This is a genomic window from Nonomuraea sp. GTA35, assembly GCF_041950525.1.
Classification (GTDB): Bacteria; Actinomycetota; Actinomycetes; order Streptosporangiales; family Streptosporangiaceae; genus Nonomuraea.
The window spans coordinates 288,208-300,451 of sequence record NZ_JBGNUV010000011.1; the positions used below are offsets into that span (position 1 = coordinate 288,208).

Genomic DNA, 12,244 nt, shown 5'->3' on the forward strand with positions numbered 1-12,244 from the left:
TGCCGTTAAAGTGCAGTATGTTGCGGTTCGTGGCATCAGGACCCCGATGTTCTGATCTCTGTGGCGGCACCCCCACCCCTTAAGGAACCCTTCATGAGTAGCCATGACGTCCAGCTGATGCGGCAGGCGGCGTTGCGCTTCCTCGGCTCGCTCGACACCGAGCGGAGAGCCGCGGCGACGGCGGCGTTCGGCTCGCCCGAGCGCACCGAGTGGTTCTACCTGCCCGGCCCGCGTCCGGGGCTGCCGCTGGTCGAGATGACCTCGAGGCAGCAGGAGCTGGCGCTCGCCCTGCTCGACCTCGGCTGCGGTCTCGCCGGGTCGCGCGTCGCGAGAGGCGTCATCGAGCTGGAGCGGGTCCGGCGGCGCCTGGTGACCGGTGTCGACGAGATCGACGGTGACCGCTACTGGTTCCGGGTGTTCGGCGAGCCGGGAGGGCCGCAGCCATGGGCGTGGCGGGTCAACGGCCACCACCTCGCGGTGCACATCACGGTCGTCGGCGACTCGATCGCCGTCACGCCGAGCTTCCTGGGCGCCGAACCGGCCATGGTGCTGTCCGGGCCACAGCGGGGCCTGCGGCTGCTGGCCGAGGAGGAGGACATGGGCCGGGCCCTGCTCGCCGACCTCGCCCCGCACCAGCGGTCCACCGCGATCACCAGCGAGGTGGCCCCCGACGACATCCTCACCCGCAACGATCCCGTCGCCGACCCCGACCGGATTCCCTGCGGACTGTCCTACGCCGACATGTCGACCACGTCGAAGGACCTGCTGGAGCGGCTGGTCCGCCGCTACTTCGACCGCGCCCCCGGCTGGTACGGCGAGACCTGCTGGCGGCACGCGCTCGATGCCGGCCTCGACAAGGTGACGTTCGCGTGGATGGGCTCCGACCAGCGAGGACAGGGCCACTACTACTGCGTCGCCGGGCCCACGTTCCTGCTGGAGTACGACAACACGCAGGACGAGGCCAACCACATCCACTCCGTCTGGCGCGATCTGCGTGACGACTGGGGCGTGGACCTGCTCGCGCGGCACTACGCCGACCAGCACTGATCATCCGGGCCGGCCGGCCCGGTCCATCTCGCGCCCGGCGTGCCCTTCGTGCGGGCCCGGGCAGCCCGTACGCCGATCCCGCCCCCGCCCCGCCTGAGGCGGTGAGGACGGCGGGCGGTCAGCGGGCTCCGGCGGTGCGCAGGAGGGCGGCCACCTCGCCCTGGCCCTTGGCGAGCGCGTGGGCGAGCGGCGTCACCCCGTCGCGGTCGGCGAGGTTCACGTCGGCGCCCGCGGCGATCAGCAGGCGCACGATCTCCTGGTACGGCCCGCCGCCGTCGCCGAGGATGACGGCCTCCAGCAGGCCGGTCCAGCCGAGGTCGTTGACGTGGTTCACGTCGATCCCGGTCTTCAGCACCTCGCGGACGTAGTCGACATGCCCCCGCTCGCAGGCCGGGATGAGGGAGACGCCTCCGTACCGGTTGCGCACGGTCAGGTCGGGACCGGCCGGCAGGAGCGTGCGCAGCATCGCGACGCTGCCGGTGACACCGGTGACGAGCCAGGGCGTGTCCTGGCGGGCGTCCTGCGCGTCGGGGTCGGCACCGGCCTCCACCAGCACCTCGGCCACCTCGACGTGGTCGGCCGCGGCGGCGAGCAGCAGCGCCGTGCGGCGCCGGCCGTCGCGGGCCTCGATGTCCGCCCCGGACCGCAGCGCGTCCCGGACTGCGGCGGCATCCCCTCGTGCCGCGGCTGCCAGCAGTTCCTCGTCGAGCACAGTTTCTCCCTTGGTCTCGCGGCGGCCGCATGCGGCGAGCACCGAACCACTCCCGTCGATCTCGCGCCCTTCATCGCAGCCGGTCCGCGACCGCCTTGAGACCGGCGCGGGCGATGGCCTCGTCGAGGTCGCCGCTCGGCGCCCCGCCGACGCCGATGCCCGCCACGGGCGCGCCGCCGGAGGTGACGGGGACTCCGCCGCCGAGGAAGAGCGTACCGGGGATGTCGGCGATGGTCGGGCCGTCACCGTTCAGCCCCTTGGCGAGCTCGCTGGTCGCCCGGCCGAAGGAGACGGCTGTGAACGCCTTGCGCCTGGCCGACTCCTCGGTCTGCGGGCCGGCACCGTCGCCCTTCAGCACCAGCCGGGTCGCGCCCGAACGGTCGACGATCACCACGGTGACGCGCTGCTTCTGCCTGGCGGCCTCCTGCATCGCCGCCTCGGCGATCTCCAGGGCGGCGCCGGCCGAAAGCACCTCGGTCTGGACGACCGGCTGGGCCGCGCGCGAGCCCCGTACCGACGTGGCAGGGGTGGGAGAGGACACCTCGGCGGCGGTGCGGCCGAGAGGAGAGGACGCCTCTGCGGCGGTGGGGCCGAGGGTCGCGCCCAGGAGGGCGAGGCCCGCGAGCGGGCCGGCGGCGATCAGGCGGATGCGGCGGGAACCGGTCATCGTCTCTTCCGTTTCGTCAGGTTTCACATGGGGTGTTCGAGCAGGTCAAAGCCTTTCAGCGGCGGCGCCGCGAGCCATCGGGAGCACGGGCGATCCCGCGGCGCCAAGCGGTTGAGCCGCCGGTCAACCGATCGGTTGATGTGCCGCCGTCCCGGTCCGGCCGGTCCCTGGCACTGCATAGGGTCGGGGCAGAACGGACAGGGAGGGTGATGAGGGAGCGCGTCTGGCTCAACTGGGCCATGCATGCGGGCTTCTACCTGCTGCTGGCCGCCTCGGCATGGAGGCTGGTGTCCCGGCACGGCATGGTCGCGCAGACCGTGACGTCGCTGGCCGTCTGCGCCGTCCTCGCCCTGGCGTACCTGGCCGGCATGGTGTTGTGGAGCTGGCTCGGGCGCGGGCGGCTGGTCTGGCTCGGCTGCGTGGCGGTGGTCTGGCTGGGGCTGGTGGTGCTCGCGCCGTCGTTCAGCTGGTGCGCGGTGCCGCTGCTCTTCCTGTGCCTGCGGTTGCTGGACGCGCGCGCGTTCGCGGTGGCTGCGGCGGCGCTCACGCTGGTGGTGATCGCGGCGCAGACCAAGATCGCCCGGGAGATCGACCCGAGCCTGATCCTCGCGCCCATCGGGATCGCCGCGATGACGGCGGTGACGTTCTGGGAGCTCCAGCGCGAGAGCGCCGCCCGTCAGCTGCTCATCGACGACCTGATCGGCACCCGGGAGACGCTGGCCGGCTCGCGGCACCGTACCGGCGTGCTGGAGGAGCGCGAGCGGCTGGCCAGGGAGATCCACGACACGCTCGCGCAGGGGCTGACCAGCATGGGCATCCTGCTGCAGGCCGCCGACCGCGTCTGGGCCACCGACCCCGACCTCGCCCGCGCCCACGTACGGCGGGCCGCCGCGGCCGCCGCGGAGAACCTCGACGAGGCCCGCAGGTTCGTCCGCGACCTGCGGCCGCCGGGCCTGGACAACGGGACGTTGCCCGAGGCGCTCGGCCGCCTCTGCGCGAGCACAGGCGGCGACGGCGGCGGGCCGCGCGTGCGGCTGAGGCTGGAGGGCGAGCAGTACCCGCTGGAGCCTGGCGTGCAGACGGCGCTGCTGCGAGTCGCACAGGGCGCGCTGGCCAACGTCCGCGACCACGCGGGCGCCGAGAGCGCCACGGTGACCCTGTCCTACCTGGACGGCGAGGTCACGCTGGACGTCTTCGACGACGGGGCGGGGTTCGCCGAGCCGGCCCCCGCTCCCGGACGCGGATACGGTCTGCGCGCGATGCGCGAGCGGCTGGACGAGGTGGGTGGCGTCCTGATCGTCGAGAGCGCCCCTGGCGAGGGCACGGCGGTCGCGGCCAGGGTCCCCGTCCGGCCGTCCGGAGATCCGCACGGGCGGGAGGGGGCGCGGTGAGGCTGTTCCTGGTGGACGACCACCCGGTCGTCCGGGCGGGGCTGGTGGCGCTGCTCGGCGGCGAGGACGACATCGAGATCGTCGGCGAGGCGTCCGGCGCCGACGAGGCGCTGAGCGGGATCGCCGCGCACCGTCCCGACGTCGTGCTCATGGACCTCCAGCTCGGCGACGGCATCGACGGGGTCGAGGCCACCCGCCGGATCCGGGCGCTGCCCTCACCGCCGCAGGTCCTGGTCCTGACGACGTACGAGACCGACGCGGACGTCATGCGCGCCGTCGCCGCGGGGGCCACCGGGTACCTGCTGAAGGTGTGCCCGCCGGAGGAGCTGTTCCAGGGCATCAGGGCCGCGGCCAGGGGCGAGAGCGTGCTGTCGGCCAAGGTGGCGACCCGGATGATGCGGCGGCTGCGCGACCCGGGCCCGGCGCTGAGCGTGCGGGAGGTGGAGATCCTGGAGCTGCTGGCGAGCGGTGCGGGCAACCGCGAGATCGCCAGGCGGCTGTTCATCACCGAGGCGACGGTCAAGACCCACCTGGTGCACATCTACGGCAAGCTCGGCGTGGACACGCGTACCGCCGCCGTCACCGCCGCCGTCGAGCGGCGCCTCATCAGGCTGCCCTGACCTGCGCGGTCGCGTCGCCGATCGCGTGGACGGCCAGGTGGCGAGCCCTTCCGGTTCAGGCCGTGCCGTTCACCGTGGACGTGACCGCATCGCAGGCCCACGGATGAAGAGGTGACACGCGGCGGGCTGCACAGGCGACGGCAGGACGATGTAGAGAACCGGCCGGCGGCTACGACCTCCTGGCGAGCGGGCCCGACCGGGGCGCCGCCAGGAGGAGGAAGGCGAAGCACGATGACCAAGGTCACGGCACAGCTGTCGGTGTCACTGGACGGCTTCTACGCGGGCACCCGGCACAGCGGCGACGGAGACTGGACGGACTCGGCGGAGGCCGCGGGGTTCTTCAGGATCACCCGCTGGATGATCGACGCCATGTCCTGGCGCGAGCGGCAGGGCTTCGCCGGCGGCGAGCAGAGCACGAGCTCCGACCTCGTCGCCGAGTCGTTCGAGGCCGCCGGCGCCTACGTGATGGGCCGGCGCATGGCCGACGGCGGCGAGGTTCCCTGGGGGGAGGAGCCGCCGTTCCACGCACCCGTCTTCGTCGTGACGCACCGCCCCCGCCAGACCGTGGTGCGCCGGGGCGGCACCAGCTTCACCTACGTCACCGACGGCATGGCCGCCGCCGTCGAGCAGGCCCGCGCCGCGGCCGGCGGCAAGAACGTCGCCATCGCCGGCGGCGGCAGCCTGGTACGCCAGGTGCTCAAGGCCGGCCTGCTGGACGAGCTGGACCTCCACATCGTCCCCGTCGTGCTCGGCACCGGGATGCGGCTCTTCGACGCCGATCTCGACCTCGCCGGCAAGGAGGCGATCGAGCTGACACCGACCAGGGTCGTCCACACCCCGGACGTCACGCACGTGCGCTACACGGTCAACGGCCGCGCGGCACTCGTGCTCGACGACCGCGGAAGCGGCACCGGCCGGCCGATGCCCGCGAGCCCGGACGAGCCGTAAGCCGAGCCGTTAGCCGAGCCGTAAGTCGGGGCGGGGGTCGCACGCGGCGCGCGGGCGGCCCCTTCGGCACGGACGACTTGCTGTTCGGAGCCAGGTGCCGGGCGGGCGGCGGGCGCGCGCTGGTGCCGCCGGACCAGAAAACGCGTTGCCATGGATCCCGGCAAAACGTAAGGTTCTACGCTCGTGATCACAGTGGTTGAGCGAGTTCTCCCTGCCCGGCTGGGGACAGGGTTCAGGTGGTTGCTGGCCTCGAGCTGGCTGACGAACCTCGGTGACGGGATCGCGGCCGCGGCGGGCCCGCTGCTGATCGCGACGTTGACCCGCGACCCGCTGCTGATCTCGCTGGCGGCCCTGGTGAGCTGGGCGCCTCCGCTGCTGTTCGGCCTGTACGCGGGCGTGCTGTCGGACCGGTACAACCGGCGCGGCATCGTGCTCGTCGCGAACGCGGTGCGGGCGGTGGTGCTGGCGGCGCTCGTCACGCTGATGGTGACCGGCACCGTGACCGTGGCGACGGCACTGGTGGCGCTCACGCTCCGGTCCATCGCCGAGGTGTTCGCCGACAACGCGACGGCCACGCTGACGCCCATGATGGTGAGCAAGGACGATCTCGTCATCGCCAACGCCCGCCTGGGCACGGGTTTCATCACGCTCAACCAGCTCGCCGGGCCGCCGATCGGCGCGGCGCTGTTCGGCCTGGGCCTGACCTGGCCGTTCGCGGGCCAGCTGCTCCTGGTGGCGGCCGGGATCGTCCTGGTCTCCCGCATCACGCTGCCGCCGCACGGCCGGCAGGCCGGCGATCCCGCGCCCGACACCGTCCGGGAACTCCTCGCCGGGTTCACCTGGACCGTCCAGCACGCGGCGGTCCGCACGCTGGCGCTCACCATCCTGATCTTCAACTTCACGTTCGGCGCGGCCTGGTCGGTCCTCGTCCTCTACACCCAGGAGCAGCTCGGCCTCGGCGCCATCGGCTTCGGCCTGATGACCACCCTCGGCGGGATCGGCGGGTTGATCGGCACCGGCCTGTACGGGGCCATCACCCGCAAGGTGAGCCTGGGCGCCCTGATGCGGATCGGGCTCATCATCGAGACGCTCACCCACCTGGGTCTGGCCCTGACCCACTCGCCGTGGATCGCCGGAGGCATCTTCCTGGTCTTCGGCGCGCACGCTTTCATCTGGGGCACGACCTCGGTCACCGTCCGGCAGCGGGCGGTGCCGCACGAGCTGCAGGGCCGGGTGGGCAGCGTCAACACCATCTGCGTCTACGCCGGCCTGGTGGTGGGCTCGTTGATCGGCGGTGTCCTGGCCACCCACTTCGGTGTCGCGGCGCCCTTCTGGTTCGCCTTCGCGGGCTCCGCGGTGTTCGTGGTGCTGCTGTGGCGGCAGCTCATGCTCATCGCCCACGACGACTGATGGCGGGGAGACGCCGCAGCGTGGCGGCTGGGTCACGGCTTGCGTTCGAGCCTGTGTGCCCTTCCGCCGATGCGCCGGAAGGGCCTGTTCGTCGCCGGTCAGGTCATGGCTCGGAGGCGGCGCGCATGGCGTCGGCGATCCAGGTGTAGGGGAGGGAGTCGGGGCCCTCCTCGGTCGCGGTCCCGTTGATGAGCGCCACCAGGGACAGGTACCGGCCGTGGGTGGCGTCGTAGACGGGGCGTTCGGAGGTGGCTTCCTCTTCGGCGATCCGGCGAAGGATGTCGGGGATCTGCCGGTATCCGTCGGCCATCCGGTCGCGGACCTCGGGCGTGAGCGGTGTGCCGGACAGCGCGGTGGCCGCTTCCATGAAGCGTGTGACGGCCTGCTGGGCCCGGGGTGAGCGGGGGGAGTGCCCGGCCCGGTGCGCGGCGAGGAGCTCTTCCACGAGCGGGGCTCCGCTCTCGTGCATGAACTCCTGGAACGGCTCGGTGGCCAGGACCCGGGCTTCCGGCGCGGAGTAGGTGTCTTGCAGGTAGGTGCGGACCGCTTCGCGGAAGGCCGGGTCCGACACCAGGTCGCCCAGCTCGATCCAGGCTTCGAGCTGGGCGGCCGTGGGGTCGGCGGGCAGGACGGGGCGCATCGCCCGCAACCGGTCGACGAAGCCCTCGGGGACGTCGAGGTCCTGGCCGACGTCGTTCCAGAAGTCGTCGATGGTCCGTTCGCGTTCCTCGTCGGTCATCGAGACGAGCTTGTGCATCAGGTCGGCCTGCGCCGTCGTGCCGCCCTGTCGGATGAGGGTCCTGAGCACGGCCCGCCTGGCCCGCAGGGTGCGCTCCTGGCGCTCGACGATCTCCAGGTGCGTGGTGAGCAGGTCGTGCAGGGTGGTGCCGCCTTCGAGCAGGCGGCGGATCTCGTCCAGGTCGGTGTCCAGCTCACGCAGGGTGCGGACGAGTTCGAGCCGGGCGATGGCCTGGATGTCGTACAGCCGGTGGCCGGCCTCGTTCAGGGCCGTGGGGGTGATGAGCCCGGTGTCGGCGTAGAAGCGGACGGCGCTCACGCTCAGGCCGCTGCGGCGCGCGGCGTCCCCGATGGGGTACAGGTCGTGGTCGTTCATGGGGCCACTGTGGTACCTCAAGCTGCTTGAGACGCAAGCGGTTTCTGGACGGGCGGCCGTGCGGGGAGCGGTCAGGCCGTGGGGAGTCCGACCGCGTTGGCCGCGTCGGCCTCGAAGTACTCCGTGGTGGCGAAGGGGCCGGCATGGTCGTCGAAGAAGGTCCTGACGGCGTCGAGCGAGTCGTGGACGATGACGTTCACCGCCTTGCTCCCGTCGGTGCTCGCCACCGACATCGTCCATGTGGCGCCGCTGGGGAGGCGGCCGTACGCCTGCTTCAGGGCGTCCCAGAAAGCATCGTTGTCGGAAATCGTGGAAACGGCCATGACGTGCATCGTGGCGCCCTTCTCGTTGACTCTTGGATTCACTCGGCAATTGGTGTGCAGGTACTGTGCGGAGCCGTTCTTGAAGTCGTAGATCGCGACGGTCTGAGGGTCTTCCAGCGGGTCGTCCGAAGGCATCAAGAAGTGGGTCTCGCTGATCGGGAGCAGCTCGTAGTCGAGCTTTTCCGGTTTGTTGAGGAGGTGTGCCTCCATGGGGTTGAGGGTGAATCTCAGGTGGAGCTTTCCGCGTTCGGCCGCCACCTCGTAGCGGGTGCCGGGGCGCTCGTAGGAGCCTTCGTACCTGGACAGGTCGAGGGCCAGGGCCGGGTCGGGCTGGGGCAGGTCGGGGATGGTGACCGCGCCGAGTTCGGCCAGGATGTGGTTGAACACCTTCCGGTAGAAGCTGTCGCGTGGCCCGGCGTTGGCCAGCATCGAGATGGCGATGCCCGCTTCCGGCAGGATCCGCAGGCGGGCGCTCTGGCTGACCGTGCTGCCGTCGTGGGCGTAGACGGTGTGGCCGTGCCAGTCGCACACGATGAGGCCGAGCGCCCATTCCGGTCCGAACAGGTACGGGTCGGGGACGGGGACGCGCGACTGCGTCATCTCACGGATGATGCCGGGTGAGACGATCCTGGTCCCGTTCGGGGCGGTTCCTTCGTCGATGAAGACGCGGGCCATGGTGAGCAGTTCCCGGGCTGTGGTGTTGACGTTGCCGCCGGGGCCGAAGGAGCGCGGCAGGTGGGCCAGCGGTGAGGGGACGGGACCCTCGTCGAGGGAGCGGATGAGGTATCCCGTGGCGGCCCGGTGCTGGTCGGCGTGCTCGTGCCGGCTGGTCGTCGAGGTCAGTCCCAGGGGGTCGAACAGGCGGGCCTTCATGATGTCGTCCCACCGCTTGCCGTCGGTCACCTCCATGATGCGGGCGAGGACGGCGTAGCCCAGGGCGGGGCTGTAGCCGTGGGTGTGGCCCAGGGGGTGGACCTGGCGGGCGCCGGCGAGGTTCGCCACCATGCGCTCGTACACGTCGTCGTCCTCGCCCGGATCTCCGTAGTCCTCCTCGATGCCGCTGGTGTGGTTGAGGAGGTGGCGGGGCGTGACCTTGGCGCTGACGTCGGGGTCGGCGACCCGGAAATCAGGCAGGTAGGTGCGCACCGGCTCGTCGAGGGCGGCTTTCCCCTCGTCGACGAGCTGCATGAAGGCCAGGGCGGTCCAGGTCTTGGACACCGAGCCGCACTGGTAGATGGTGTCGGGCGTCGCGGGCTCCCGCGTGGAGATGTTCCGGACGCCGACGGCGAAGTCGGTGATCTCACCGTCGGCCAGGACGCCGATCGCGGCGCTCGGGATGCGGTACTCCGCGAGCAGCTCGGCGAGGCGCGCTCGCATCCGGGTCACGTCCAAGGTTGTTGCCATCAGGGTTTCCTCGTCCAGCCGATTCTTTCCAAGCGCGAAAAGGCTACGTTGCGTTTCAAGATCCGTCAACGAGAAAACCCTTGAAGAGGGCGTTCATACTGGGTTTTCACGTCAATCGTTGCATTGATATTGTCGATAAATGCAATTCGCGCCGACCAGTCGTTGCAATGTACTGTTGGTGAACGCACTCCCGAATCGACAGAAGGCGAGCTGATGCCCGGAGGCAGGCTGACCCACGAGGATCGCCGGCAGATCGCGAGCTGGCTGGCCGACGGGCTGGGATACGCCGAGATCGCCAGGCGGCTGGGCAGGCCCACCTCCACGATCAGCCGCGAAGTGGCCCGCAACAGCGCGCCCGGCGGCTACCTGGCCGACCGCGCCCAGCAGGCCGCCGGGCAACGCGCCCGCCGCCGCAGGCCCGCGCAGGCCGCGGAGCCACCGGCCGGAGGGCGGCCTGCCGAGGCCGTGCGGGGTTTCGTGGAGCAGTTCGCCGCGCTGCTCGTCGGGGTCGGCCTGCCGAGGATGCCCGCCCGGGTGTTCGTCTGCCTGCTCACCTCCGGGTCCGGGAGCCTGACGTCCGCCGAGCTCGTACGCCGGCTCCAGGTCAGCCCGGCGTCGGTGTCCAAGGCCATCGGCTACCTCGAGGAGATGGAGCTCGTCAGGCGCACGCAGGAGTCCGGCCGCCGCGAGCGGTACGTCATCGACGACGACGTCTGGCTCCGGGCGTTCAAGGCCGACACCGGGGCACACGCCGAGGTCGCGGCGGCCGCGCGGCGCGGGATCGAGATCTTCGGCGCCGGCTCGCCCGCCGGTGCCCGGCTGGGCCGGATGGCCGGCTTCTTCGCCTGGATCAGCGAGCAGATGAACGGCAGTGGCCTCACCGACGCGGCCGTCCGCGACGCCCTGACCGTGCTGGCCGCGCTGGTGCACGCCGCGCGGCCACTCTCCGTGGACGAGCTCGCCACGGCGCTGGGCTGGCCGGTCCAGCGGGCGGCCGGCGCCCTGGACACGATCGGCCGCCGTGAAGCCCTCGCCGACCCGCTCACGGTGGAGCGGGCCGGGCACGGCACGTTCGCCGTCACCCCGAGGCCGGACCGGCTGAGCGCGGCACAACGCGCCGCGCTGGCCGCCGGTCCGCGCCGGGACGAGGAGGCTCGCAGCTGACGGCCGGCCGGCGGGAGCCCGCCGGCGGCGGCACCAGCCATGGCATAAAACAGTGATGAATTAACAAAGCGGATTTGGGGCGAACTCTCGGGATATATTCGGATATTGGGGACAAAACGCTAGCCGATGTCCCCCGCCCCTCCGGAAGGGAGGTGATCTCCGAGCCCGTGCAGCGCACCGTACGTCCATCGCTTCCGCTCGAGAAAGAGATCACCACATGCCTGGCAACAAGGGAGTCGTGTACGAAGGCCCGGGCAAGGTCGAGGTTCACGAGATCGACTACCCCGGATTCGAGCTCAGGGACGGCCCAGGGGTGAACCCGGCCAACGTCGGGCGCAAGCTGCCGCACGCCGCGATACTCAAGACGGTCGCGACCAACATCTGCGGCAGCGACCAGCACATGGTCCGCGGCCGGACCACCGCGCCCCAGGGGCTCGTCCTCGGCCACGAGATCACCGGTGAGGTCGTCGAGACCGGTCCCGGCGTGGAGTTCGTCAAGACCGGCGACCTGGTGTCCGTGCCGTTCAACATCTCCTGCGGCCGGTGCCGCAACTGCAAGGAGGGCAAGACCGGGATCTGCGAGCACGTCAACCCGGACCGGCCCGGCTCGGCGTACGGGTACGTCGACATGGGCGGCTGGATCGGCGGCCAGGCCGGGTACGTGCTGGTGCCGTACGCCGACTGGAACCTGCTGAAGTTCCGGGACAAGGACCGGGCGATGGAGAAGATCCTCGACCTGGCCATGCTCGCGGACATCTTCCCCACCGGTTTCCACGGCTGCGTGACCGCGGGCGTCGGGCCGGGATCGACCGTCTACATCGCCGGCGCCGGCCCGGTGGGGCTCGCCGCGGCCGCCTCGGCGTTCCTGCTGGGGGCCGCCGTCGTCATCGTCGCCGACCTCAACAAGGAGCGCCTGGACCAGGCGCGCAGCTTCGGCTGCGAGACGGTCAACGTCGCGCTCGGCGATCCGAAGGACCAGATCGAGCAGATCCTGGGCGAGCCGGAGGTCGACTGCGCCGTGGACGCGGTCGGCTTCGAGGCCCGCGGGCACGGCCGCGAGGCGGAGGTGGAGCGCCCCGCCACCGTGCTCAACGCGCTCATGGACGTCACCAGGGCGGGCGGCGCGATCGGCATCCCCGGCCTGTACGTGACGGGCGACCCGGGCGCCTCCGACGAGGCCGCCAAGCACGGCTCGCTGTCCATCCGCATCGGCCTCGGCTGGGCGAAGTCGCACGCTTTCGCCACCGGCCAGTGCCCCGTCATGCGCTACAACAGGCAGCTCATGCAGGCGATCCTGCACGACCGGGTGCAGATCGCCAAGGCCGTCAACGCCACGCCGATCTCCCTGGACGAGGCGCCGCGGGGATACCGGGAGTTCGACGAGGGCGCGGCACGCAAGTACGTGCTCGATCCGCACGGCCTGCTGCCCCGAACGCCCTGACCG

Annotated in this window: 11 protein-coding genes; 7 read left to right on the forward strand and 4 right to left on the reverse strand. The window is 71.4% G+C overall.

Features of this window, described 5'->3' with window-relative positions:
• Positions 1-93 precede the first annotated feature (93 nt).
• Positions 94-1,047, forward strand: a complete 954-nt coding sequence (locus tag ACBJ32_RS40295) for a DUF3500 domain-containing protein (RefSeq protein ID WP_375131258.1) — start codon at positions 94-96, stop codon at positions 1,045-1,047.
• Between the two features lie 118 nt (positions 1,048-1,165).
• Here the strand turns inward: ACBJ32_RS40295 and ACBJ32_RS40300 are convergent, their stop codons facing one another.
• A complete protein-coding gene (locus ACBJ32_RS40300; protein ID WP_375131259.1) occupies positions 1,166-1,759 on the reverse strand; it encodes an ankyrin repeat domain-containing protein in 594 nt (197 codons plus the stop codon).
• A 70-nt stretch (positions 1,760-1,829) separates the two neighbouring features.
• Positions 1,830-2,426 carry a heme-binding protein gene (locus ACBJ32_RS40305; RefSeq protein WP_375131260.1) on the reverse strand — a complete coding sequence of 199 codons (597 nt, stop codon included), beginning with the start codon at positions 2,424-2,426 and terminating at the stop codon, positions 1,830-1,832.
• A gap of 209 nt (positions 2,427-2,635) precedes the next feature.
• On the opposite strand from ACBJ32_RS40305, the gene ACBJ32_RS40310 reads away from it, so the two are divergent.
• From ACBJ32_RS40310 to ACBJ32_RS40325, 4 genes are all read left to right on the forward strand, one after another.
• Positions 2,636-3,817, forward strand: coding sequence for a sensor histidine kinase (locus ACBJ32_RS40310; protein WP_375131261.1), 1,182 nt, complete (start codon positions 2,636-2,638; stop codon positions 3,815-3,817).
• Positions 3,814-4,437 carry a response regulator gene (locus ACBJ32_RS40315; protein WP_375131262.1) on the forward strand — a complete coding sequence of 208 codons (624 nt, stop codon included), beginning with the start codon at positions 3,814-3,816 and terminating at the stop codon, positions 4,435-4,437. The genes ACBJ32_RS40310 and ACBJ32_RS40315 overlap by 4 nt, the downstream gene beginning before the upstream one ends.
• A gap of 231 nt (positions 4,438-4,668) precedes the next feature.
• Positions 4,669-5,385 carry a dihydrofolate reductase family protein gene (locus ACBJ32_RS40320; RefSeq protein ID WP_375131263.1) on the forward strand — a complete coding sequence of 239 codons (717 nt, stop codon included), beginning with the start codon at positions 4,669-4,671 and terminating at the stop codon, positions 5,383-5,385.
• A gap of 183 nt (positions 5,386-5,568) precedes the next feature.
• Positions 5,569-6,795 (forward strand): MFS transporter, encoded by a 1,227-nt coding sequence (locus ACBJ32_RS40325; RefSeq protein WP_375131264.1) that lies wholly within the window; start codon positions 5,569-5,571, stop codon positions 6,793-6,795.
• Between the two features lie 103 nt (positions 6,796-6,898).
• Here the strand turns inward: ACBJ32_RS40325 and ACBJ32_RS40330 are convergent, their stop codons facing one another.
• Positions 6,899-7,909, reverse strand: coding sequence for a MerR family transcriptional regulator (locus ACBJ32_RS40330; protein ID WP_375131265.1), 1,011 nt, complete (start codon positions 7,907-7,909; stop codon positions 6,899-6,901).
• Between the two features lie 71 nt (positions 7,910-7,980).
• Positions 7,981-9,636, reverse strand: coding sequence for a serine hydrolase (locus ACBJ32_RS40335; protein ID WP_375131266.1), 1,656 nt, complete (start codon positions 9,634-9,636; stop codon positions 7,981-7,983).
• A 213-nt stretch (positions 9,637-9,849) separates the two neighbouring features.
• On the opposite strand from ACBJ32_RS40335, the gene ACBJ32_RS40340 reads away from it, so the two are divergent.
• Positions 9,850-10,800 (forward strand): helix-turn-helix domain-containing protein, encoded by a 951-nt coding sequence (locus ACBJ32_RS40340; RefSeq protein ID WP_375131267.1) that lies wholly within the window; start codon positions 9,850-9,852, stop codon positions 10,798-10,800.
• A 217-nt stretch (positions 10,801-11,017) separates the two neighbouring features.
• Positions 11,018-12,241, forward strand: coding sequence for a formaldehyde dehydrogenase, glutathione-independent (gene fdhA / locus ACBJ32_RS40345; RefSeq protein WP_375131268.1), 1,224 nt, complete (start codon positions 11,018-11,020; stop codon positions 12,239-12,241).
• The last annotated feature ends 3 nt before the right edge of the window (positions 12,242-12,244 follow it).

Coding starts and splice junctions, on each gene's coding strand:
- ACBJ32_RS40310 (WP_375131261.1), top strand. CDS start 2,636: ATGAGGGAGCGCGTCTGGCTCAACTGGGCCATGCATGCGGGCTTCTAC.
- ACBJ32_RS40330 (WP_375131265.1), bottom strand. CDS start 7,909: ATGAACGACCACGACCTGTACCCCATCGGGGACGCCGCGCGCCGCAGC.
- ACBJ32_RS40335 (WP_375131266.1), bottom strand. CDS start 9,636: ATGGCAACAACCTTGGACGTGACCCGGATGCGAGCGCGCCTCGCCGAG.
- ACBJ32_RS40305 (WP_375131260.1), bottom strand. CDS start 2,426: ATGACCGGTTCCCGCCGCATCCGCCTGATCGCCGCCGGCCCGCTCGCG.
- ACBJ32_RS40295 (WP_375131258.1), top strand. CDS start 94: ATGAGTAGCCATGACGTCCAGCTGATGCGGCAGGCGGCGTTGCGCTTC.
- ACBJ32_RS40340 (WP_375131267.1), top strand. CDS start 9,850: ATGCCCGGAGGCAGGCTGACCCACGAGGATCGCCGGCAGATCGCGAGC.
- ACBJ32_RS40320 (WP_375131263.1), top strand. CDS start 4,669: ATGACCAAGGTCACGGCACAGCTGTCGGTGTCACTGGACGGCTTCTAC.
- fdhA (WP_375131268.1), top strand. CDS start 11,018: ATGCCTGGCAACAAGGGAGTCGTGTACGAAGGCCCGGGCAAGGTCGAG.